Annotated in this window: 20 protein-coding genes; 5 read left to right on the top strand and 15 right to left on the bottom strand. The window is 29.9% G+C overall.

Annotated features, from left to right (window positions below; translation table 11 throughout):
* Positions 1-71: 71 nt before the first annotated feature.
* Positions 72-746, top strand: coding sequence for a Crp/Fnr family transcriptional regulator (locus CCE28_RS03810; RefSeq protein ID WP_095131152.1), 675 nt, complete (start codon positions 72-74; stop codon positions 744-746).
* Positions 747-1,031: 285 nt separating this feature from the next.
* Here CCE28_RS03810 and prxU read toward each other — a convergent pair whose 3' ends face one another.
* From prxU to CCE28_RS03735, 15 genes are all read right to left on the bottom strand, one after another.
* Positions 1,032-1,751, bottom strand: coding sequence for a thioredoxin-dependent peroxiredoxin (gene prxU, locus CCE28_RS22530; protein WP_242972887.1), 720 nt, complete (start codon positions 1,749-1,751; stop codon positions 1,032-1,034).
* 436 nt (positions 1,752-2,187) lie between these two features.
* A complete protein-coding gene (gene rlmD / locus CCE28_RS03795; protein ID WP_095131148.1) occupies positions 2,188-3,543 on the bottom strand; it encodes a 23S rRNA (uracil(1939)-C(5))-methyltransferase RlmD in 1,356 nt (451 codons plus the stop codon).
* Between the two features lie 84 nt (positions 3,544-3,627).
* A complete protein-coding gene (locus tag CCE28_RS03790) occupies positions 3,628-4,284 on the bottom strand; it encodes an HAD family hydrolase (protein ID WP_095131146.1) in 657 nt (218 codons plus the stop codon).
* Between the two features lie 105 nt (positions 4,285-4,389).
* Positions 4,390-4,905 carry a ferritin family protein gene (locus CCE28_RS03785; RefSeq protein WP_176461649.1) on the bottom strand — a complete coding sequence of 172 codons (516 nt, stop codon included), beginning with the start codon at positions 4,903-4,905 and terminating at the stop codon, positions 4,390-4,392.
* Positions 4,906-5,064: 159 nt separating this feature from the next.
* The gene (locus tag CCE28_RS22525) at positions 5,065-5,388 is read right to left on the bottom strand and encodes a DUF6897 domain-containing protein (protein ID WP_242972886.1); all 324 of its coding nucleotides are present in this window, start codon (positions 5,386-5,388) and stop codon (positions 5,065-5,067) included.
* Positions 5,389-5,418: 30 nt separating this feature from the next.
* Positions 5,419-5,556 carry a hypothetical protein gene (locus tag CCE28_RS22105; protein WP_176461648.1) on the bottom strand — a complete coding sequence of 46 codons (138 nt, stop codon included), beginning with the start codon at positions 5,554-5,556 and terminating at the stop codon, positions 5,419-5,421.
* A 28-nt stretch (positions 5,557-5,584) separates the two neighbouring features.
* Entirely contained in the window at positions 5,585-8,779 is a 3,195-nt protein-coding gene (carB, locus tag CCE28_RS03775; RefSeq protein WP_095131142.1) for a carbamoyl-phosphate synthase large subunit, read from the bottom strand.
* 262 nt (positions 8,780-9,041) lie between these two features.
* A complete protein-coding gene (gene carA, locus CCE28_RS03770; RefSeq protein WP_095131140.1) occupies positions 9,042-10,112 on the bottom strand; it encodes a glutamine-hydrolyzing carbamoyl-phosphate synthase small subunit in 1,071 nt (356 codons plus the stop codon).
* The gene (locus CCE28_RS03765; RefSeq protein ID WP_330396809.1) at positions 10,102-11,292 is read right to left on the bottom strand and encodes an aspartate aminotransferase family protein; all 1,191 of its coding nucleotides are present in this window, start codon (positions 11,290-11,292) and stop codon (positions 10,102-10,104) included. The genes carA and CCE28_RS03765 overlap by 11 nt, the downstream gene beginning before the upstream one ends.
* A gap of 23 nt (positions 11,293-11,315) precedes the next feature.
* Positions 11,316-12,122 carry an acetylglutamate kinase gene (gene argB, locus CCE28_RS03760; protein ID WP_095131138.1) on the bottom strand — a complete coding sequence of 269 codons (807 nt, stop codon included), beginning with the start codon at positions 12,120-12,122 and terminating at the stop codon, positions 11,316-11,318.
* Positions 12,123-12,124: 2 nt separating this feature from the next.
* A complete protein-coding gene (gene argJ, locus CCE28_RS03755; protein WP_095131136.1) occupies positions 12,125-13,345 on the bottom strand; it encodes a bifunctional ornithine acetyltransferase/N-acetylglutamate synthase in 1,221 nt (406 codons plus the stop codon).
* 14 nt (positions 13,346-13,359) lie between these two features.
* A complete protein-coding gene (argC, locus tag CCE28_RS03750) occupies positions 13,360-14,397 on the bottom strand; it encodes an N-acetyl-gamma-glutamyl-phosphate reductase (protein ID WP_095131134.1) in 1,038 nt (345 codons plus the stop codon).
* Complete coding sequence (gene argF, locus CCE28_RS03745; protein ID WP_095131132.1) at positions 14,394-15,338, bottom strand: ornithine carbamoyltransferase; 945 nt, start codon at positions 15,336-15,338, stop codon at positions 14,394-14,396. The genes argC and argF overlap by 4 nt, the downstream gene beginning before the upstream one ends.
* 161 nt (positions 15,339-15,499) lie before the next feature.
* Positions 15,500-16,054, bottom strand: a complete 555-nt coding sequence (locus CCE28_RS03740) for a DUF6648 family protein (RefSeq protein WP_095131130.1) — start codon at positions 16,052-16,054, stop codon at positions 15,500-15,502.
* 217 nt (positions 16,055-16,271) lie between these two features.
* The gene (locus CCE28_RS03735; RefSeq protein WP_141228312.1) at positions 16,272-18,077 is read right to left on the bottom strand and encodes a tetratricopeptide repeat-containing glycosyltransferase family 2 protein; all 1,806 of its coding nucleotides are present in this window, start codon (positions 18,075-18,077) and stop codon (positions 16,272-16,274) included.
* A gap of 231 nt (positions 18,078-18,308) precedes the next feature.
* On the opposite strand from CCE28_RS03735, the gene CCE28_RS03730 reads away from it, so the two are divergent.
* Genes CCE28_RS03730 through CCE28_RS03715 form a run of 4 tightly spaced genes read left to right on the top strand, consistent with a single transcriptional unit; the run spans position 18,309 to position 24,375 of the window.
* Positions 18,309-19,976: a bifunctional glycosyltransferase family 2 protein/class I SAM-dependent methyltransferase gene (locus CCE28_RS03730; protein ID WP_095131126.1), complete on the top strand. Its 1,668-nt coding sequence runs from the start codon at positions 18,309-18,311 to the stop codon at positions 19,974-19,976.
* On the top strand, positions 19,976-21,787 hold the full coding sequence (locus CCE28_RS03725; RefSeq protein WP_095131124.1) for a glycosyltransferase: 1,812 nt from the start codon (positions 19,976-19,978) through the stop codon (positions 21,785-21,787). The genes CCE28_RS03730 and CCE28_RS03725 overlap by 1 nt, the downstream gene beginning before the upstream one ends.
* A gap of 38 nt (positions 21,788-21,825) precedes the next feature.
* Positions 21,826-23,283, top strand: a complete 1,458-nt coding sequence (locus CCE28_RS03720) for a glycosyltransferase (protein WP_095131122.1) — start codon at positions 21,826-21,828, stop codon at positions 23,281-23,283.
* A 6-nt stretch (positions 23,284-23,289) separates the two neighbouring features.
* Entirely contained in the window at positions 23,290-24,375 is a 1,086-nt protein-coding gene (locus tag CCE28_RS03715) for a hypothetical protein (RefSeq protein ID WP_095131120.1), read from the top strand.
* The last annotated feature ends 2 nt before the right edge of the window (positions 24,376-24,377 follow it).

Raw genomic sequence — 24,377 nt, 5'->3', positions numbered from 1 at the left:
TTTTCTTCTTCTAGGAAAGGTAATGTTTAACAAATACGATTTGAGGTAATACATATGGGGAGGCAGGTAAATTGCTTGAAACTTTTGGATTAGAAAATTGTTATATATTTAAAAATTCCACAAAAGAAGAGATTTATCGATTAGTGAGGTCCATGACCTTTACAATTAAAACATTTGATAAAGATATTATCATTTTTAGCCCCAATGACAAATCCAATACCTTGTCCATTCTCTTAGATGGTACCTTAGAGATTCAAAAAATTCGTATGTCAGGAGAATCCATTATCGTAGCTACAAAAAAAGCTTATGATATTATTGCTGCTCCGTCTGTTTTCTCTAAGAAACACTCTTATGCAGGAACAGTAATAGCAACAAGTCCCTGCAAACTTATGCTTATTGATAAAGAAGAATTTACTAAGGTTCTCATGATGGATAGAAAGGTCATGAGTTTGTTCTTAGAGTTCATTTCTAATCAAGTTATCTTTATGAATAACCGACTGGAACTCATTTCTCACAGTACACTGAACAAAAAAATAATCTCTTATTTGTTAGCAGAATACAGACGTACCAATAGTAAAACCATACATATTCCTTATACCAAAAAGAAGTGGGCCGATTATCTTAATGCTCAACCCCCTTCCATTTCACGTTCCTTAAGTGAATTAGAGAAAAAAGGGTTCATTGAAGTTAACAAACGTGAAATAAAGATTACTAACTTAGAAGGACTTTATGATGACCTATCTTAATAGTCATGGAACATTACACATGAAGCACATTACCTGAAGATAAAATTAAAAAGGCAGTGTTACGATGGAAGCCAATAAAAAGTAAAAAATCTGCAAGAAAAAGTCCCCACATGATTGGGGATTTAAACTAGCACAAGATGTGATAAAAAGTTTTTATTTAGATATGACTTATACAGAATGTAATTTTGTAATCTAGTATAAAAGTTAAACCCCCTCATACTAAAGGGGGCAATAAACTTTTATAAACATTCATATTTAACACTTATATTCATTGTTTCTATATTATTAGTCTTCAAAAGCCTCATTAACTTTCCATTCTTTCCATACATTTCCTACAAGCTCTGGTCCTGGTTTTAAAGTCGTTTTTCCTGGCTTCCACCCTGAAGGAGTAACCTCTCCACCTTTTGTAGATCTTACTAGTTGAAAAGCTTTTACTTGTCTTATAGACTCTTCTACATTTCTACCAACTGGTGGTGTAAGTACTTCAAAGGCCTGAACTATACCATCTGGATCTATTATAAATCTCCCTCTCGTTTCTACTCCACTATCTTCATCATATATTCCATACATCTTTCCAATACTACCATCTTGATCTGATAACATTGGAAATGGTATGTTTTTACCAACCATCTTTGACAATTCGTTATCATTCCACATTTTATGAACAAATACAGAATCTACACTAATTGATAAAACTTGTATATCTAATGCTTGTAAATCTGCATACTTTTCAGCAACCGCTGAAACTTCTGTAGCTCAGACAAAAGTAAAGTCTCCTGGGTAAAAGCATAGTAGTACCCATTTCCCCTTATAATCTTCTAAATTTACATTTATGAATTTTCCCTCATGAAAAGCTGGTGCTGTAAATAATGGTGCTGGTTTACCTACTCTTATCATTTTCTGTTTCTCCTCCCCTTTAATGTCATTTAATGTTTCCTGAATTTCTTCTACAGGTTTTTTCATCAATTCAGGTCTTGTACAACCTGCCTTAATTACTTCATCCAAAAAAAACACCCCCTATTAATAACCTTTCGGATATAATAATACCCTAATCAAATGACTATAAACAATCAGTTTTTCATATTCTAATCTTTTTGATATTAGTATAATAATATAAACATAAAAATCCGAACACTAGTTATTATATTTAGTAAGTCTAAAAGGTATGCTTGTGAATTTAATTTTTCAATCTTCAATATTAGATCTTCATTTTCATAAAAGATAACATTTTATCTAATATTATACAATTATTCACATTAATTTTATAATAAATAAAAAAACATCTACCCTCAACGGATAGATGTTTTTTATATATTATTAATATCTATTTATTTAATTCTGCATATTTATATACCCCCAGGGGTGTAAAATATATTCTATTCTCCACCTACCCTTGTAGTAACAAAATAATATAAACTCTACACACTAGTTATTCCAACACTTACGCCTTTTCTATCTGCACTACCGTCTCAACATGAGGTGTATGAGGGAACATATCCATACATCTCACCTTCTTAACTTTATATCCAGACTCTTGCATATCCGCTAAATTCTCTGCTAAAGACTTTGGATTACATGATACATACACAATCTCTTTACACTTATACTTTAATATCTTCTTAAGTGCTTTTGGGTTGATTCCTACCCTTGGTGGGTCTACAATAATAACCTCTGGCTTTTTAGCTAATTCATCTAGCTTTTCAAATACATCCCCAGCTATAAAGTGACAATTAGTAAGTCCATTTAACTTGGCATTTTCATTAGCCGCTTCAACTGCTTCCTCAATAAGCTCTATACCGTATACTTCTTTAGTACGAGTTGATGCAATCTGCCCTATAGTTCCTGTTCCACAATATAGGTCATATACAATCTTATCCTTTGCATCTCCCATATAGTCCATAGCTATAGAGTATAGTTTTTCCGCTCCAAGTGGATTTGTTTGGAAGAATGAAAATGCTGATATTTTAAATTTAAGTCCTAATATTTCTTCATAGAAATAATCTCTTCCATATAGTATTTCTAATCTTTCATTAGTTACACAGTCAGATAAGTTGTCATTGAAAGTATGTAAGTATCCTACTAACTTACCCTTTAAATCTAAGCTCTTGGTCTTCTCTACTAATTCACTCATATCCATATCCATTTGAGTAGATGTAACTAAGTTTACTAATATTTCTTCCGTTCCTTTAGCTTTTCTAACGATAAAGTGTCTTAAGAAACCTTTATGCGTTTTTGCATTATAGTGAGGAACTTCTTTTTCTCTAAAATAATCTAGAGCTGTCTTTAATATCTTATTAAAATCATTATCCACAAGTTTACACTCATCTACTGTTACTACTGATTGGAAAGATCCTCTTTTGTGCATTCCAAGATTCAATATGCCACCCTTTGTTTCATCTCCAAAAGAGTATTCCATCTTATTTCTATATTCATAGACCTCAGGACTTTTTTCTATCCCTTCAAATTCATATCCTTTTATTCCAGCATCATCAAGGAGTTTTTTAACTAACTTTTCCTTTAATTGTACTTGGTCATCATATGCAACCGTTTGGTTAGCACATCCACCACATAGACCAAAGTGAGGACAAAAGGAATCTCTTTCTCTTTCTGATCTGGAAATTACCTCTAGTAATTTCCCTTCTGCATATTCTTTTCTTACCTTTTTAATATATACTTTAACAACCTGGCCTACAATACCATTTTTCACATATACTTTCTTTCCTTCATAATAACCTATTCCCTTTGAAGGAAATTCTACTTCTTCAATTTTTATTTCAATTATAGCTTTCTTTTTCATATCTTTCTCCTTTTAAATAATCTTCTCATCTATATAGTTTTCCCAAATTTATCATTATTAAAGCCGAGCTTTTAAGCTCGACCTTTAAGCAATTTCATGGTATCCATTTAAATATCTATCTGCATCCTTCATAATATCATCTTTAAAAGGCAGTGAAGTTTCATCTGCTATGGCAAATACTTTCATTCCTGCATTCTTAGCTGCTAATACACCTGCATGGGTATCTTCAAAGGCAAGACAATTTTTAGGATTTACACCTAAATCCTCTGCAACTTTTAAATATATATCAGGATGGGGCTTTCCCTTTTCAACTTCACATGAAGTTCTTATTGTTTCAAAATAATCATGTATTTCGTTCTTTTTAAGAACCACATCTACCAATTCCTTTGTGTTACTAGTGGCAACACCAAGTTTTAATTCCCTATCTTTTATGTTATCTAGAAGTGTCTTTACTCCATTTTTCAATAGGATCTTTTCAGCATAAAATTCCCTAGTCATATCTAGCCAATCAGCTTTTATCTGTTCTATTGAATCTTCTAGATTAAAGTTCTCTTTAAAGTATATGGCAACTTCCGTATAGCTCATACCTTCTATATCCTTTTGTAATTTTAAGTGGTCTATACTATCTACATCTACTTCTTTTCTTTTTAAATATTCTATATCAATATCTAACCATATCCACATGGAATCTACTAATGTTCCATCTAAGTCAAATATTACAGCTTCAATGTTATTAAACACTTACTACCACCTACTTTCAACTTATCTATCGAAAATAGATTATCATATATATATCATATATGCAAACCTTAATACGATATTTTTCGATAAAATGCGGTAGCTCATCTATCCCTTGACACTTATAGGTCCATAGGAATCTTTATCGTAATTTAATAATAATAATGTTAACATTTCCACATGACGCTTTTCATCCCTTATTACCCCTTCTAATGCTTTCCTCACTTTTGGTATATTTACCATTGATAAGTGCTTTTCATATAATAATATGGCCTCACATTCTCCCTTTATATCTTCCCTAATCATATTTAGTAAGGAATCATCTTGTCTAAGTATACACTTTTTAGCACTTCCCTTTTTCACATGAAGTTTTTCTTTTACACTTAGATACTCTTCATATTCTACTGGATCATATTCTCTTATTAAATCTAAAAATATTCCATAATGAATCTTCTCTCTTTTTAAAATATATGACCAAACCCTATTGAACTCTGCATTTGCACTTTGAGCCATATGTCTTTCATATGCATCAATAGCTACTATCTCCCCTACCAGCCCTTCCCTTAATAGGCTACACATATTTAAGGGTAACTTCTGTGGTATTCCATTTGTAGTATAACTCATAGAAAAATCCCCCTTCATACTATTATTCAAATCCAATTACATCTTTTCATATTAATTGTCCCTTATTAATAAATACAAACTAGTCATTTAGTTTATTCCATTACATTAAAAAAGAGAACTTTAAAAGTTCCCCTATCTATATGATTTCATCATGGATAATCACTTCTGATATTTGTCATCTAATATCTTTATGTTTTGGATAAAATCTATATTAATCAAATCTATTTTCCCTTTTCCTTCAACCTTAATCCAATTTTCCATCACTTCAATAATTTTTACTCTTTGGAACTTAGGACCAAAGGAACCAGATGATATGTTACAAACCTTACCTATATAACTTTTAATTAAGTCATTTGACATTTTAACACCTCTTTTCTTCTTTTGCTTAATTTTAGCAGTAATAATTCTATTTTCAGATGGTATTAAAATAAATAGTACTACGAACATTGGTAAATATATGGATATCCATATTGCAGGATTCAAAATTATCATCACCTCTAAAAAAATTATGGATTATTTAATATTATCATTCTCTTTTTTAATTAAACTTAAATAAATTAAAGGTAATATATTTTTGCGAATATTATCCCTCTTATTCATTTCTTCGGCTCTATTTCCATTTTTATCATATTCATAATAGATTTTCTTCATATTAAAAAAGGGAACTTTAAAAGTTCCCTTATCTATAATAATCTATAGTATTGTATTCTAACTGGTCATCCTTGTAATATTCCTTTAGGGCATCTAAATAACTCTTAAAAGTATATACATTAGTAAATGTAGGTATCTTATATTGGTGAGCCATACTTCTTATGACAAATCCCCTTTTACTTTTATCCTTTCCCTTATTAGGAGTATTAAGGACAATATTTATTTCTCCCTTATCCATTAATTTTTTAATTTCTTCAGGAGTATTAACATTAATTTTATTTACCTTAAGACCCTTTTCCTTATAATATTCATAAGTTCCTTCTGTACAGGATATTTTAAATCCTAACTTTGCAAAACCTAATAGTGGATAATAGGCTTCTTCTCTGCTTCTTTTATTTAGGGAAACTAATATTTTTCCCTCTTTAGGAAAATCATATAGTGCTCCTTTAAAAGCTTTTATTAATGCCTTTTCATAAGTCTTATCTACACCTAATACCTCTCCTGTAGATTTCATTTCAGGGGTTAGGGCCACATCTACATTATCTAACTTTTGGAAAGAGAATACGGGCATCTTTACAGCATACATATCTCTATCTGGAAGTAACCCGATTCCATAGGATAATTTTTTAAGACTTTTACCTAATATGGTTTTAACAGCTAAATCTATCATAGGTACACTAGTAACCTTGCTTAAAATAGGTACCGTTCTTGATGATCTTGGGTTTACTTCTATTATATATACATTCTCATCTTTAATTACAAATTGAATATTCATAAGACCTACTACTCCTAGGGCCTTTCCAATTTTCTTGGAGTATTCAACTATTTTACCCTTTACCTTTGAAGAAATATTCATGGCAGGATACACACTTATACTGTCTCCTGAATGAACTCCTGTAGGCTCTATATGTTCCATTATTCCTGGAATTAAAATGTCCTTACCATCACAAATGGCATCTATTTCTACTTCCTTGCCCTCTATATATTGGTCTATGAGTATTTTGTAGTCCTTACTTACCTCACTTGCTTCTTTCATATATTCACATAATTGTTCTTCATTTCTTATAATATCCATTGATCGACCTCCAATTACATAGGATGGTCTTATTATTAATGGATAGCCTATTTCCTTAGCAACCTCTTTAGCTTCTTCTACAGTACTAACGGCAGCCCCTTTTGGTTGAGGAATTTGTAATTTTTCTAATAATTGTCCAAAATAATATCTGTCCTCTGCCACATTTATGGATTCTACTGAGGTTCCTAATATACTTACTCCCCTTTTCATAAGTCCATTGGCTAAGTTTATGGAGGTCTGACCTCCAAATTGAAGTATTACGCCCTTTGGCTTTTCCTTTTTTATAACATTTATAACATCTTCAATAAATAGGGGCTCAAAATATAATTTGTCAGCCACATCAAAATCTGTACTAACAGTCTCTGGATTGTTATTTATCATTATGGCTTCATAACCACAATCTTTTATAGCTTTTACAGAATGTACTGAACAATAGTCAAATTCTATTCCCTGGCCAATTCTTATGGCTCCAGAGCCTACTACTATGATCTTTTCCTTCTCCGTTATTATATTATCGTCTTCCTTATCATAGGTAGAATAATAGTATGGTGTATCTGATTTAAACTCAGCAGAGCAGGTATCTACCATTTTGTACACGGGATAAATATCATGGGCTCGTCTTAATATGTCTATAGTGTACGCCTTCTCTCCTGTAAGGTTTATTATCTCCTTATCTGTAAATCCCATTTCCTGTGCCTTTTTCAGTAGATGTAATTCTAATCCTGATGCCTTTAATTTATTTTCCATCTGAATAATATTGTCTATTTTACATAAGAACCATTTATCAATTTTTGTAATGTGATTAATAGATTCTATACTCATATTTCTTCTTAAAGCTTCCCCTATAACAAATATTCTCTCGTCAGTGGCATTTTCTAACTCCTTTATTAACTGAGTCTCATCCATACTTTCGAACTTTTTTCTGCGAAGTGCCGTATCTTCTCCCTCTAGGGATGACACTGCCTTTAATAGACTACTCTCAAAATTTCTATCTATGGCCATAACCTCACCTGTGGCCTTCATTTGAGTTCCTAATTTTCTATTGGCATAAGAGAATTTATCAAAGGGCCATTTAGGCATTTTAGTGACCACATAATCGAGACTAGGCTCAAAGGCTGCCTTGGTAGTTTTAGTAACATAATTAGGTATTTCATGTAAATCATATCCTATGGCTATTTTAGCTGCAATTTTAGCAATGGGATAGGCCGTTGCCTTTGATGCTAAAGCAGATGATCTACTTACCCTTGGATTTACTTCTATTACCACATACTCAGAAGATTTAGTATCTAGAGCAAATTGTACATTACAACCACCCTCAATTTTTAGGGCCTTTATAATCTTTATGGATGATTTTCTAAGCATGTGATACTCCTTATCAGATAAGGTCTGAGATGGAGCCACTACTATACTATCTCCCGTGTGTATCCCTACAGGATCCATATTTTCCATATTACAAACTACAATGGCCGTATCATTACTATCTCGCATTACTTCATATTCTATTTCTTTCCATCCATACACACTCTTTTCAAGTAATACCTGACCTATTTTACTATGGAGTATTCCCTTTTTAATAGTATCCTTTAACTGATCCATGTCATAGGCTATTCCTCCACCAGTTCCACCTAGTGTATATGCAGGTCTTACTATTATGGGAAATCCTATTTCCGCTACAAAGTCCATAGCCTCATCTATGGAACTTATGATTTTACTAGGACATATGGGCTCATCTATGTCATTCATAAGTTTTTTAAACAACTCCCTATCTTCTGCCTTTTTTATACTTTCTAGGGAAGTTCCCAGTAATTTCACATTATATTTTTTTAATATATTTTTCTCAACTAACTCTACAGCTAAATTAAGGGCCGTTTGGCCACCTAAAGTAGGAATTAAACCCTGGGGCTTTTCCTTTTTTATTATTTCCTCTATTACATCCACAGTAAGTGGCTCTATATACACTTTATCAGCCACATTCTCATCAGTCATAATGGTGGCTGGATTACTATTTATTAATACAACTTGAATATTTTCTTCCTTCAAGGCTTTACAAGCCTGAGTCCCCGCATAATCGAATTCAGCCCCTTGCCCTATTACTATGGGCCCTGAGCCTATGACAATAACCTTTTTTAGTTCTTCATTCTTAGGCATAATACATCCCCCCTTTTGTAATTTTTATGTGTAGACATACTACCGACTTCCAAATTCAATAACCTTCACCACTTACAAGGGAATATGAATAAAAAAATTGAAATCATAGAACATCACAACATTTTGCTGTAAACATTTATGAACTTTCTGTAGTAGCTATAAGACAAGAACTCTATAGTCTGATAGTGACTTACCTTATAAAATATTTTTTATTTATATGAGTGAAGTAAGTTCACACACCTTTAGCTTAAATACAATATATCTACGCAAGATTCTTAATTTCATCTATCCATTCTTTAATTATTACATTCCCATCTACAGGTCCTGGTCCTGCCTCTGGGTGGAACTGCACTGATTTTATAAATTTATCCTTAACCATAAATCCTTCAATAGTATCATCATTTAAATTCTTATAAGTAATCTCCATTTCATTAGTTAAACTCTTTTCATCCACTGCATAACCATGATTTTGACTACTTATAATAACCTTATTATTTAATAAATTCATAACAGGATGATTACTTCCCCTATGACCATACTTTAACTTATAAGTATCTGCTCCTAGGACCAATGCTAGAAGTTGGTGGCCTAGACAAATTCCATATAAGGGCATTTTACCTATTAGATTTTTTATATTTTCTATTACATTATCTAAATCCTTAGGATCTCCTGGCCCATTAGATAAAAATAATCCATCTAAATTATCTTCTAAAATTTCGCTTGCCTTTGTATTGTGAGGATATATGGTAACATTACATCCATTTTCCACAAGTTTATCTACAATAGATTTTTTTACTCCAAAATCCACGAGACCAATATTTATTGTGGAATTTTTATTCTCTATTATTTTTTTATCTTTAATAGAAACCTTAGATACTATATCCTTTGGAAAAGTATAATTATCCAATTGTTCCTTCATAAAGGAGCTAATAGTCTCGGTAGTTATTAGGCACTTCATAACTCCCTTTTCTCTTATCTTTTTAGTGAGCATTCTAGTATCCACATTACTAACTCCAAGGATATTATTTTCTTCTAAGTACTCATCTAAATTTTTTATACTTCTATAATTACTAGGATGGTTAATATATTCTTTAACAATCAAGGCCTTAGGTTGAACTTTTTCCGACTCCTTATCCTCTAAATTTATACCATAATTCCCTATTAAGGGATATGTCATGACTACTACTTGGCCCGCATAGGATGGATCTGTTAGAATCTCTTCATATCCAGTCATCCCCGTATTAAAAACTATCTCTCCCACAATAGTCTTTTTGCTTCCAAAGGAAATACCTTCTAGGATAGTTCCATCTTCTAGTAAAATACTAGCCTTCATCTTTCATCCCTCCTAAGACATCTTTTAATATGTCTATTCCTTCATAAATATGTTTCTTTTCTATAATAAGAGGCGGCACTATTCTTATAACCTTCTCTCCAGCTCCTACTAATAATAGTCCCTTCTCCTTACAATTATCTATAATCCCATTAACTGGTACATTAAATTCCACACCTAGCATATAACCAACGCCCCTAATGAAACTTATTAAATCATTATGGACCTTTAATTTTTCTAATTCTTCATATAGTAACTTAGAGTTTTCTCTTATGCTATCTAACATATTTTCACTAGATAATTTCTCTATTACTACCTTTGCTCCACTTGTAGCTAGTGGATTTCCACCAAAGGTACATCCATGATCTCCTGGAACAAATGCACTAGCTACCTTTTCATTAGCCATAACAGCCCCTATGGGAAATCCTGCCCCTAGGCCCTTTGCCATACAGATTATATCTGGACATATATTGAAATATTCATAAGCAAACAAATATCCCGTCCTACCTATTCCACATTGAACTTCATCGAATATTAAAACTATATCTTCCTTAGTACATAGATCTCTTAAGTCTTGTAAAAATTCCTTTGTTGCCACATGAATGCCGCCCTCACCTTGGATTGGCTCAACTATTATGGCACAAGTCTTTTTATTCACTAGTTTTTTTACACTTTCAAAATCATTAAATTCTCCAAACTTTATACCAGGTATTAAGGGCTTAAAATCATCTTGATATTTACCCTGCCCCGTAACACTTAAAGCTCCTAAAGTTCTTCCATGGAAGGAATTTTTCATGGCTATAATTTCATTTTTATCATCTTTAAGTCCATATTTTCTACCAAGTTTAATGGCAGCCTCCACAGCTTCCGTACCACTATTTACAAAGAATACCTTATCTAGCTCACTTTTACTTACAAGAGCCTTGGCCAGTTCAATGGACGGTTTATTCCAGTAGATATTTGAACAATGATGTATCTTATTTAATTGTTCCACTATATTATCCATCCATTCTTTGTTCTTGTAGCCTAATGAGTTAACTGCCACTCCCGATACAAAATCTACATACTTTTTTCCATCCGTATCCCATACATAGGGTCCGTCCCCATGGTCTATAACTAAATCCTTTTGCTTATATACATTCATAAATAGATTCTTACCTTCATTAATCCAATTTTTCTCCACTCGTCTCCCTCCCCTTGTACCTTCTAAACTACTAAGGTTTTCTTTAGTTTTTTATTAAAAAACACATCTCTTACACAGTTTTTATTTTTCCCATTAGTTATATAAACCTTTTTTACATTATCTTTTATCCCTTTTACACAACATTTAATTTTAGGTATCATTCCGCCACTTATAATACCTTTCTCTATATAGTCATCCACTTCATCAATTTCTATCTTTTCTATTAAAGAAGACTCATCATTACTGTCCCTTAATATGCCCGCCACATCTGTTAAAAATATTAATGTATGAGCACCTAAGGCTGTGGCTATATGAGTTGCTCCATAATCTGCATTTACATTATATACGTCATTTTTTTCATCTACTCCAAGGGGAGCGATTACAGGTGTATAACCTGATTCAATTAAAATCTTCAATATGTTCTTATTTATCTTTTCTATATTACCTACAAATCCCAAATCCATATTATTTATATATTTTTTACTTACTTCTATTAAATTTCCATCAATGCCACTAATGCCTATAGCATTTCCTTTAAATTTATTTATCTCTACAACAAGGTCCTTATTTACTTGGCCTATTAGAACTTTTTTTACTATCTCCACCGTCTCTTTATCAGTAACCCTTAAACCTTCTATGAATAGACTTTCCTTTCCACTTTTTTTCATCTCTTCACTTATATAAGGGCCCCCTCCATGGACAATTACGGGATACATTCCCTTGCTTTTTAAATAGCATATATCTTCACTTATATTTTTTATGGAATCACTTTTTGAAAGAGCACTTCCCCCATATTTAATTACTACTATCTTTTTCCCATCTATACTCATACTCAACTTCTATAGGATGCATTTATCTTCACATAATCATGACTAAAATCACATCCCCAACCTTTCACATGATTATTTCCTTCCTTAAGGTCTATACTTATTATTATTAAGTCTGATTCCATAATCTTTTTGGCTGTTTTTTCGTGAAATATACAAGGAGTTCCATCCTTCATAAGTTCTATTTCCTCCTCACTATTACTTAGGGATAAATCTACTTTGTGAGGATTAAAATTCCCCTTTGAATATCCAGCTGCTGCTATTATTCTTCCCCAATTAGGGTCCTCTCCATATATGGCCGTCTTAACTAAGTTAGACATTAATATGGATTTACATATTTTTTTACCATCATCCTTGCTTATTGCACCTTTAACCTGTACTTCTATTAATTTAGTAGCGCCTTCCCCATCCTTTGCTATCTTCTTAGCTAAAGTAGTGTTTATAAGATGAAGGGCATCTTTAAATTTTTTATAATCCTCATCTTCATTGTTAATTAAATCATTTTTCCCCTGCCCACTGGCCATTAAAATTACCATGTCATTTGTGGATGTATCTCCATCTACAGAAATCATATTATAAGAATCTTCCACACTTTCTTTTAATGCCTTATTTAATAACTCCTTATCCATGTTTATATCTGTAGTTACAAAACTAAGCATAGTGGCCATATTAGGATGTATCATTCCAGATCCCTTTGCCATGGCTCCTATTTTTATAGGTACTCCACCTATATTTATTTCAACGGCCATCTCCTTTATAAATGTATCTGTAGTCATTATTCCTTCTGCTGCCCATTTTCCATGATCAATACTATTGCCTAACTCCTTACTCAATTTCTTTATGCCCTCTTCAATCTTATCCATAGGTAAAAACTCACCTATTACTCCCGTAGACGCAACTAATACTTCATTACTTTTTATATTTAAACTTTGGCCTGTTATCTTTGTCATTTCTTTAGCATCTTCATATCCCTTTTTCCCAGTGCAGGCATTTGCCACACCACTATTTATCACTAGGGCCTTTATATTATTGTTTTTATTTAATGTTTCCTCATTTACTAATACGGGAGCCGCCTTTACTTTGTTAGTAGTAAACATGCCCACAGTAGTAGTTCCACCTTTACAATATATTAAGGATAAGTCCTTTCTCTTTCTTTTAACTCCTGAATAAATTCCCGATGCCATAAATCCCTTTGGTGAAATAACTCCTCCCTTAATTAGTTTCATCCTAATTCCTCCTTTTAAGCTGTAAATATGGGTACCATTTTTAATCCTGTAGTTTCATCTAAATTAAATATTAAATTCATATTCTGAACGGCCTGACCTGCTGCTCCCTTAACTAAATTATCAAGGGCTGATATGACTATTAATCTACCATCCTTTACAAAGAAATTCATATCCACATAATTGGATCCTTTAACCCATTTAGTAGATGGGCTTATGTTTTCATTTAAAATCCTTATAAATGGTGAATCCTTATAATAATCTAAGTACAATTTTTTTATATGATCATAATCTACATCCTTGGTTAATTTACAATAGGAAGTAGTTAATATTCCCCTATTCATGGGAATTAAATGGGGTGTAAAGGTCACATTCACCTTATTCTCACCTATTTCTGATAATTTTTCTTCAATTTCTGGTGTGTGTCTATGGTTAAATATTTTATAAGCTTCTATGGATTCATTAGATTGAGTGTAATGGGCCTCTAGATTAAGACCCCTTCCCATTCCAGATATACCCGATTTTGCATCTATTATAATATGGTTAAAGTCTATTAATTTATTTTTTACTAGAGGTGCTAAACTAAGTATGGAACAAGTAGTATAGCACCCTGGATTTCCCACTAAAGATGATTTTTTTATCTTATCTTTATATACTTCGCATAATCCATATACGGCCTCTTCATTTAATTTTTTATTTTCATGATGTACCTTATAATATTCTTCATAGGTGCCTATGTTATCAAATCTAAAGTCTGCTCCTAGGTCAATGACTTTTACCTTATTGAGGATCTTTTCATGAATTTTTTCATGGGCCATGCCATGGGGTAGAGCCATAAATAAAAGATCTACCTTTTTTATTAACTCATTAATATTTTCCTCTTCACATATGTGGTTAAATATATTATTGTAATTTAAATAGATATTGTTATATTCTTCTCCTTCATAGGAACTAGAAGTTATAAACTCTATTTTCACCTTATTGTGATTAGTTAAAATTCTTATGAGTTCTTGGCCCACATACCCAGTAGCACCCACAATTCCTACCTTTATCATACGGCTTCCTCTTTTTCAATTAAGGTTGCCACCATAACGGCCTTTATGGTATGCATTCTATTTTCTGCCTGATCAAATACTACAGATTTATCTCCATCTATAACTTCCTTAGTTACTTCATTTCCTCTGACTGCTGGTAGACAATGCATGAATATGGTGTTATAGGATTTATTCATGTTCATGAACTCTTCTGTCACTTGATAGTCCTTTAATAATTCAATTCTCTCTTTCGCCTTGTCTTCTTCACCCATGGAACACCATACATCTGTATATATGACCTGGGCATTTTTTACACAATCTTCAATATTTTCTGTAACTTCTATCTTTGATGTTGCAATTTTCTTACACTCTTGTAATAATTCTTCTTCTGGCCATAATTCCTTAGGACCTATTATGGTAAAATTAATACCTACCTTAGCTGCTCCTATCATGAGACTATTAGCCATATTATTTCTGCCATCACCCATATAAACCATATTAACTCCCTCTAGCTTTCCTACATGTTCTTTAATAGTTAAAAAGTCTGCTAACACTTGAGTTGGGTGAAATAAATCCGTAAGTCCGTTCCATACGGGAACTCCACTATATTTAGCTAGGGCTTCCACCGTATGTTGCTCAAACCCTCTAAACTGTATTCCATCAAAATATCTACCTAAAACTCTCGCCGTATCCTCTATACTTTCCTTATGTCCCAATTGAATATCATTTTTACCTAAATACTCTCCATGGGCTCCTTCATCTACACAGGCAACTGTGAATGCACATCTAGTTCTAGTAGATGGTTTTTCAAATATAAGAGCAATATTTTTCCCCTTTAATTTTTTCTTTACGGAGCCAGATTTTTTTTCATTTTTAACTTCTTTAGCTAAATCTATTAAATATAAAATCTCTTCCTTTGTATAATCCTTAAGACTAATTAGGTGTTTTCCTTTTAACTTCATAATTACCCTCCTCTACACACTTTATGTATATTTATTATACATTTTTAATAATTATACATACATTTTCAGTTATTTTCAATAGTTTTTTGAATTTTTATGCATTTATATGCATAAAAAAACGCTTGCATATTCTGCAAGCATCTAATTAACTTATATTAACATTAATATCTTTCATTAATATATTTATCTATTAATGACTTTTTCTTTTTATCCTCAAATACCCATTCATTTCTCAACTCATCTGCAAGCCATGGACTTATGGAATGTAGTATCACATTGTCATAATCCTTTAAGACTATTTCAAATAATTTTCCATCTAACTCCTTAGATTTTACTTTTATATAATAGGCCTCCACATTTTCAAATTCTAGATACCTTAATAGTTTTAGTGTAGATTTATCCTTTTGCATATAAAAGTGATTTGCCTTTCTCCTAAACTCCTGAGCCATGGTAGGATGCTTCTCTATGATTTTCTTATCCTTTGATTTCATATAATTATATTTTGCAAGCATATTATAATATTGATAATTATAAAGACCCTTTTCAAAGGAATCTATCCTATATTTAAAGGGCTTTAAGTTTAACCTTTGTATAAAATAAAAGTGTTCTTCTATAAACTCCCTTTTGGTCAAATCTCCCTTTTTAAATTGAGCTATAAGATATTCCCTATTCTCAAAGAATTGCTTAAAGACATTATCTTTTTTATAATATGTCATAATCTCACCTAGTTCCTATTTTTATTTTTCACACTATAATTATATCATATGATAAGACCATAAACAGAACCATCCCAAATCAGTCTAAAAGAACCGTACAAAGTATTTGGTATGTATAATTACATGTGTTTAGGAAAAAAGGTTTCAAATGACATACTACTATTAATAGTAGTATCCTTTAAAGGAATTTTACCTATAATATATCTTCGCTCAATTTTTATATTGTGACTGAACTAGGTATATCTAGTATATTTCCCATCATTTCCAATCCTTCTTTATCTATTTTGTCAAACAGTTTTATTGATCTTATAAATTCTTGGTAAGCTAAATTACTATATCCTTTATTGTAATAAAGCTTTGCAAGTTTTAATGAAGCCTCATCATTATCAATAAGATTTAATAGCTGTCGTGATTTTTCAAATATTTCAGGCGTTGAAACTTTAATAATAAGATTTAATAGAATAAAAATAATATCTAAAAACTCTTTAGATTCTTCTTTGTCGTTGCTTATGATTTCACACTCCTTATCCTCTACCAAGTTTTTAAAAGATTTATACACAATTGTCATATTCTTACTTTCGAAAGTATTTGCAATACCAAGTAACTTTTCAGCATTCTCCATATTATTAGAAAGAATATCACAAAGTATCATTTTATATATCGCCTGTTCATAACGGTCTCCTTCTTCAACTTTTTCAAACCATTTATAGGCTTCTTCATAATTTTTAAGATGCATCTGAGTTAGTCCTAAACAATAATATAAGTTTTTATCTGTATTTACAATTTCTTGGGCCTTCAAGAAATATTCAAGGGAAACATCATATTTTTCAATTCCATAGAATATATCCCCAAGTTTTGCATATGCACCTTCATTTAAACTTTTACCAAAAAATCTCTCTAATCTAGCCTTCATTACATTTATCTCTTTTCCCCTTTTCTCTAAATTTTCAGCAATTCTATAAAGGGGCATATGATAGTTAGACTTTGCTTTAATTGTTTCTATATAATAATTATAAGCTTCATCATAATCTCCAAGTTTAGAGTAAATCTCTGCTAATGCATAATATGCCCTATAACCACCAACATCATTAAGGGTCTTTAGACTTACAGGAGGCTCTCCCATCTTTATACATTTTTTTAATCCTTTAATAGCTAGTGAATATTTCTTTTGTTTATGAAACAAACATGCCCTTTGATACTCTAAATCAGTAAATTTAGGATAATACTTAAGACCAGTATTTAATACTTCCATTTCCTCCTCATACATCTTCAATCTATCTAAAGCCAACATCATCTTTGCTAATAGTTTAGGAGTATAGAAAAGATCTGGGTTAATCTTTTTATATACTTTTTTATAATATTCTAAAGCTTTTTTATATTTTCCAAGTCTAAGATATTCATTTCCCATATTATATAAATGAAAATTATTGTTAGGATCCTTTTCTAAAATATTTTCCAAAATTTTCATATTTCTACTAGGTTTATTTTTTTTCATAGTCATAGTATTCAAATATCCATAATGATAAACTACGATTTTCTCTATTACAAATTTTTTTTGTTCAGCGCTATCCATGCTCTTATATAGTTGTTCATGAATTGCATTCTTATATTTATAGCCTTTATGATTTCTTATTAAGCGAATATTCAAATTGGTAATTGTCTCAATGCCTGAAATATTGTCAGTATAGTTTAATGTCTGAAAAACGTAAACATCTACATCAGAATTATTCAATAATGGTAGAACTTTTTCTCTATCAGTAGCACTCAATTCTTCATCTGCATCCATTCTCATAATCCAATTCCCTTTTGCTTTTTCAAATGCATAATTTCTTGCATCACTAAAATTACCATTCCACTGAAAGTAAAATACTTTTGCTCCATAGCTTTTAGCTATTTTTACCGTATCATCAGTAGAACCTGTATCTACAATGATCATTTCATCTACTATATCTTTTACACTTTCAAGACATCTTTGAAGATTATCTTCTTCGTTTTTTACAATCATACATAAGCTTAACAGCAAGTCTATTCCCTCCTTAATACATATAGACTACCGTAACAAATCCAATAGCCGAATGAGACAGGATTATTAGGCATTACTTTCCTCTTTCCTTGATTTTTCCTACGATTAGTAGTTGTCTACCTAATCATAGTTTATATTATGTAAATTTATTACACTTGTGACAAAACTGGATATGAAAAATATACTGTATTAGAAAGAATACAAAAATCTTATTAGAAGGATTGAGGGTCAATGAAAACAAGTATTATCATATTAACTTTTAATCAATTGAATTATACAAAGCTTTGTATAGATAGTATAAGAAAATATACAGACAAAGACACATATGAGATCATTGTTGTAGATAATCATTCTACTGATGGAACCGTTCAGTGGCTTAAAGAACAAGAAGATATTCAAGCCATATTCAATGAAGAAAATTTAGGATTTCCTAAAGGCTGCAATCAAGGAATAGAAATAGCAAAAGGTGATAACATACTCCTTTTAAATAATGATGTAATCGTTACGCCAAATTGGCTTACAAATTTAAATAAATGTTTATACAGTTCTAATGATATAGGCGCCGTAGGAGCCATTTCAAATTACGCTTCTAATTATCAAACAATCAAAGCTAACTACAAAACTAATGAAGATATGATAGAATTTGCGGAAAGAAATAATGTTTCTAATAAAGATGCATGGGAAGAAAGACTAAGGTTAATTGGATTCTGTATGCTTATTAAAAAAGTAGTAATAGAAAAAGTAGGCCTATTAGATGAAAGATTTTCACCTGGAAATTTTGAAGATGATGATTACTCCTTTAGAATGAAAAAAGCTGGATATAGGTTAATGCTTTGTAAGGATGTATTTATACATCATTTTGGTAGTGTTTCTTTTAATAAGAATAGAGGGGAATTTAATAACCTTCTTTCCCTTAATAAAAAGAAATTTGAAGAAAAATGGGGCTTATCCAACTCTTATTATTTCAATATTCAAATTGATTTAATTAATTTAATGGATCATTTTAAATTTGAAAAAATTAATGTATTAGAAATAGGTTGTGGTTGTGGTGGTACTTTACTTCAAATAAAAAATATTTATAAAAATGCTAATTTATATGGAATAGAATTAAATGAAAAAGCTGCAGAGATTTCAAATACCTTTGCAAATGTCAAATGTATAAATATTGAAAATGATGATCTAGAGTATGAAGAAGAATATTTTGATTATATTATATTTGGAAATGAACTTAAACATTTAAATGCTCCATTGGATGTCTTAAACACTATAAGAAAATATCTTAAAAAAGATGGAAAAATTTTAGCTACCTTTCCTAATATTATGCATTATATAATTATTCGAAATTTAATATATGGAAATTGGAAACATGATACTCAAACATCTATTAAATTCTTTACATTAGATGAAATTCATAATATGTTGAAGAACGCAAATTTTAAAATCGAAAGAATAACTGGAAATACTAAACAACCAACTGAAGATGATAAAAAGTTTATAGACTCATTAAATAATATAACAGAGAAAGATATGACTAACCAATACCAATTTCAAAGATATTTTGTAAGAGCAAAAAATACAGAAATCTTTACAGATACAAATAATGGTAGTAGAAACATCAAATTCTTATTAAGAAGAATTGAAAATGACATATTGGTTGAAGAAAGTCTGAAATCTTTAATAGAAATGATTCATGATGCTAAATTAAATTTAAATACTGCTATAGAACTAATTGATACTAATATCATAAGAAAAGAAAAAGTATTAAATCAATTAGCATTATACCTTTCTAAAAAAAACATGTATGAGTATGCTAATATTTTATCATCTAAAGCATATGAAATTAAGTCTGCAAATATTGAAACTCAAAACCCATTAAAAAACATAGAAGGTGACAATTAATGGCTGATAACAAAAAAGTATGCTTTATAACTTGTGTTCATAATGAAGATATATATAAAGAAACATTATTATATATTAATAACTTAAATGTTTTAGAAGGTTATCAAATTGAAACTTTATGTTTTAGAAATGCAGAAAATATAGCTAAAGCATATAACAAAGCAATGAGAGATTCAGATGCCAAATATAAAGTTTATATTCATGAAGATGTATTTATTACCAATAAAAATTTTATAAAAGATTTTATAAATATATTTGAAAAATACGAGAATATAGGCATGATAGGTGTAGTAGGTTCAAAAAAGATACCTGTTAACGGAATATGGAGCGAATCAACTGACAAATATGGGAAGGTCTACGATAGTCATACTGGAAAAATGCAACTTTTACAGCTTCATGAAGTAGAAAATGAATGTGTAAGCGTAAAAGCTATAGATGGGCTAATCATGATCACCCAGTATGACATTACATGGAGAGAAGACATTTTTGACGGGCAGCATTTTCATGATATTTCTCAATGTGTTGAATTTAGTAAATCAGGATATGATATTGCCATTCCAAAGCAGAATGAACCATGGTGCATACATGACTGTGGAATCGTTACTATTAATAACAACTATGAACACTATAAGAAACTTTTTTTAGATCATTATTTAACAGAATATTCTCCTAAATATAATAAAGAAAAAAATAAAAAAATAAGATTCGTTGTATTATCACCAGAATGTGCAAATCACTATCTAATTAAGGATTATGGAATGATTCCATATGTCATGCATAAATATTTTGGATATGATTCACGTATTGCAGCCTATAAGGGAGAGAATCTTCCTTATTTATATAAAGAAGTCAAAGGCCTAAAAATTGACTATATAGGCAAGTATGCTGATGGTAGCAATTTCTGGCATGATACCAATATAAATGGATATTCTTATCTAGCTCAAAATGCAAAAAAAATAGATATATTACAAATTTATTGGTTAATTCCAAGAACATTTAATTGGATAAAAATTTATAAATATATAAACCCCAAAGGTAAAGTTTACTTAAAATTAGATGAAAATGTAAGAATTAAAAACAAAAACTTTGATAAAATTTTCAATAAAACGAATATAAATATACTAAATCAATGTGATTTAATAAGTGTAGAAACAAAAGAACTATATGAATATATAAATAAAAATTGGTCTTTGAAAGTAGCATACATTCCCAATGGCTTTTTTGCTTATGATTATGAAAATAGAATGGATGTTAAATATGAGGAAAAAGAAAATATTATCTGCACTGTTGGAAGAATTGGAAATAATTTAAAAGCTACAGAAATATTAATGGAAGCTTTTAAAATTGCAAGTACTCATATTCCTAATTGGACACTAAAAATAATAGGTTCAATTGAAAAGGGATTTGAAACCTATATTGAAAATTTTTTTAAAGAAAGCCCCAACCTCAAAGACAAAATAATATTTACTGGCAAAATAATAGATAGAGAAAGACTGAAAAAAGAATATGACAAATCAAAAATATTTTGTTTAACCTCAAGATCAGAATCCTTTTGTATAGCATTAGCTGAGGCTATAAGCTCAGGATGTTATATTATAAGTTCAAATATAGTATCTGCAAATGATATTACAGATAACCAAAAATATGGAGATATATTTGAAATAGATAATATTGAGCAATTATCACAACTCTTAATACATGCTTGCCACAATGAAACAAAATTAAAAAGAGTATGTAATGAAGTACAAAATTATGCATATGAAAAATTTAGTTGGGTAAAAATTTGTGCAAAAATTGATAAATTGCTGTAAATTAATTTACAGCAATTTTAAGAAAAGGGTGAAAATTAATGGCTGATAACAAAAAAATCTGTTTTATAACTTATGTTGATAATGAAGATATATATAAAGAAACATTATTATATATAAAAAATCTAAATGTTCCAGAAGGCTATCAAATTGAAACTCTATGTATTAAAAATGTAGAAAGTATAACTAAAGCGTACAATAAAGGGATACAAGATTCCGATGCCAAATATAAAGTTTATATTCATGAAGATGTATTTATTATTAATAAAAATCTTATAAAAAATTTTATGTCTATTTTTGAAAATAACAATAATGTAGGAATGATTGGGGTATTAGGTTCAAAAACAATACCAACAAGTGGCATCTGGAATAAATCAAAGCATAAGTACGGTAAAGTTTATGATAATCAAACTGGAAAACTTGAACTTTTACAGTTTAATGAAATAGAAGATGAATATGAAAGTGTAAAGGCTATAGATAGCCTTATCATGATCACACAATATGATATTCCATGGAAAGAAACCATTTTTGATGGACACTGCTTTTATGATATTTCTCAAAGCCTTGAATTTACCAAATCAGGATATAAAGTTGTTATTCCTAAACAAGATGAACCATGGTGCATCCATGAATGTGGCGCTACTCATATTAACGATGAAAATGAAAAATATAGAAAAATCTTTCTAGGTAACTATTCTAAGGACATATTTCCATTAGTGAGTATTTTTGTAGAAGCATGTGGTAGGATCAGTTATTTTAAAACTGCTCTTGATAGTGTGGTAAATCAAACTTACAAAAACATTGAAATAATTGTAATTGACAGAAGCTTAAATAATGAATGCAAGGAAATAACGAAACCTTACTTGAAAAAGTATCCTAATATTAAATACTATAAATGTAATATATTCCAAGATACAAATATTTTAAATACCCTTTTAAAATTAAGTTCAGGTGAATATATTAGCTATATATCAGATACTGATATATATCATAAGGATAGAATTAATATAATGATAAATTATTTTCTAGAATGTGACAATGTATCTTTGGTAACATCCTATAGAGAATTAATAGATGCAGAAGGAAAACAATTAAAAAATTCTGATATACCGAGAAAACTATTTGATAAAAGTTCAATAACAAAAGGGAATTTTATGTTTAATCTTATTTTGAAAAAAATATCTGATGTAATTGATGAAATTATCAGCCCCTTATTTAGCCGAAAAATTATAGAAAATATTGAAAAAGATATACAAAATAGTAAGTTTGGTATATATAAAGAAAAACAAGATAAAATTATTGCTAATTTACTTACATGGATTAGTACTATTGATAAAGAAAAAGTCATATATATATCAGATCCTTTAAGTTACTTTAGAGTACATGATATTCGTGATCAAAGAAAAATAAATACCATATTGCATAAAATATTAGAACATTTAATTAATAAGAATGACGAGATAAAAAATGAACAGTACTCTGTATCAATCAAGGAGTGAAATAAATTGGACGATAATAAAGTAATTTGTTTTTCATGCTTAACTGCATATCATATATTTGTATCATATATATTATCTAAAACAGTATATAAAAGTAACTATAAAATCATCATACTTTCTGATTGGCGCAGTGATGTTAGAAAAGCATATGGGAATTTAAAAAAATTAAATATTTGGGATGAAATTATTTTAGCAAAAGAAAATAGTCAAACATTAAATATTGTACTTCAACAAATAAATGAACTAGATTTAAAAAATATTGATGTATTACATTCTTTTTCATGGTGGGGATCTAATTTTAATTATCATTTAATAAATTCTGTATTAGATAAAACAAAAGTTATTTTAACTGATGAAGGATTAGGGACTTACTTTGTAAAAGAATTTGATGAACATTTGAACAAGAAATTTAACTATCATACATTAGATTTTAATAGAGTCTCTGAAATATGGTTGTTTGATAAACAACTTTATATAAGTAAATTAAATAAACCTTTGAGAGATATTCAATTTAAAAAATATATTGATAGTGATTTAAAATTTGAAATATGTGATGAATTAAACATAATATTTGACTATAAACATGAAAAGAAAGATTGGGATATTTTATTTTTAGATCAGTCTCTTACCCCTTCTAATATAACATCTTATATTGAAGAAAAATATTTGTTAATGAGTATAATAAAAGCAGCAAAAGATTATAAAGTACTATTAAAAAAACATCCAATTCATAGTAATCTTAAATTTGTTGGATTAGATGTAAATATTATAGAACATAATATACCATGGGAAGTAATATATTTAAATGAATATATTGAAAATAAACCCCAAAAGCAAAATAAAATAATCATGACATATAATTCATCATCATTTCTTAATACTCGAATTATATTTAAAGATATAAACAATAATTTCATTTCATTAAGTAACTTATTAAATAACTTTGCTAGTAAAACTGAAATGAATGTAATGTTTGAAAAATTTTATGAAAAATTCAAAAAATCATATAGAGAAAATTTTTATGAGGTTAAATCACTTGTAGAACTCCAATATGTTTTAAACAACATATCTAACACTCAAAAAATTATATAGAT

Source organism: Anaeromicrobium sediminis, from assembly GCF_002270055.1.
Classification (GTDB): Bacteria; Bacillota; Clostridia; order Peptostreptococcales; family Thermotaleaceae; genus Anaeromicrobium; species Anaeromicrobium sediminis.
The sequence above is the reverse complement of the archived record's forward strand: the minus strand, read 5'-3'. Positions and strand labels throughout refer to the sequence as shown.

Bases quoted from the DNA above. Each gene is read 5' to 3' on its own strand.
- argC (WP_095131134.1), bottom strand. From the start codon at position 14,397: ATGATAAAGGTAGGAATTGTGGGTGCTACTGGGTATGTGGGCCAAGAA.
- CCE28_RS03720 (WP_095131122.1), top strand. From the start codon at position 21,826: ATGGCTGATAACAAAAAAATCTGTTTTATAACTTATGTTGATAATGAA.
- argB (WP_095131138.1), bottom strand. From the start codon at position 12,122: ATGAGTATAGATGGGAAAAAGATAGTAGTAATTAAATATGGGGGAAGT.
- CCE28_RS22105 (WP_176461648.1), bottom strand. From the start codon at position 5,556: ATGAAGAAAATCTATTATGAATATGATAAAAATGGAAATAGAGCCGAA.
- CCE28_RS03740 (WP_095131130.1), bottom strand. From the start codon at position 16,054: ATGACATATTATAAAAAAGATAATGTCTTTAAGCAATTCTTTGAGAAT.
- carA (WP_095131140.1), bottom strand. From the start codon at position 10,112: ATGAAGGCTAGTATTTTACTAGAAGATGGAACTATCCTAGAAGGTATT.
- CCE28_RS03730 (WP_095131126.1), top strand. From the start codon at position 18,309: ATGAAAACAAGTATTATCATATTAACTTTTAATCAATTGAATTATACA.
- CCE28_RS03785 (WP_176461649.1), bottom strand. From the start codon at position 4,905: ATGAGTTATACTACAAATGGAATACCACAGAAGTTACCCTTAAATATG.
- argF (WP_095131132.1), bottom strand. From the start codon at position 15,338: ATGAAGTTAAAAGGAAAACACCTAATTAGTCTTAAGGATTATACAAAG.
- CCE28_RS03725 (WP_095131124.1), top strand. From the start codon at position 19,976: ATGGCTGATAACAAAAAAGTATGCTTTATAACTTGTGTTCATAATGAA.
- rlmD (WP_095131148.1), bottom strand. From the start codon at position 3,543: ATGAAAAAGAAAGCTATAATTGAAATAAAAATTGAAGAAGTAGAATTT.
- argJ (WP_095131136.1), bottom strand. From the start codon at position 13,345: ATGAAACTAATTAAGGGAGGAGTTATTTCACCAAAGGGATTTATGGCA.
- carB (WP_095131142.1), bottom strand. From the start codon at position 8,779: ATGCCTAAGAATGAAGAACTAAAAAAGGTTATTGTCATAGGCTCAGGG.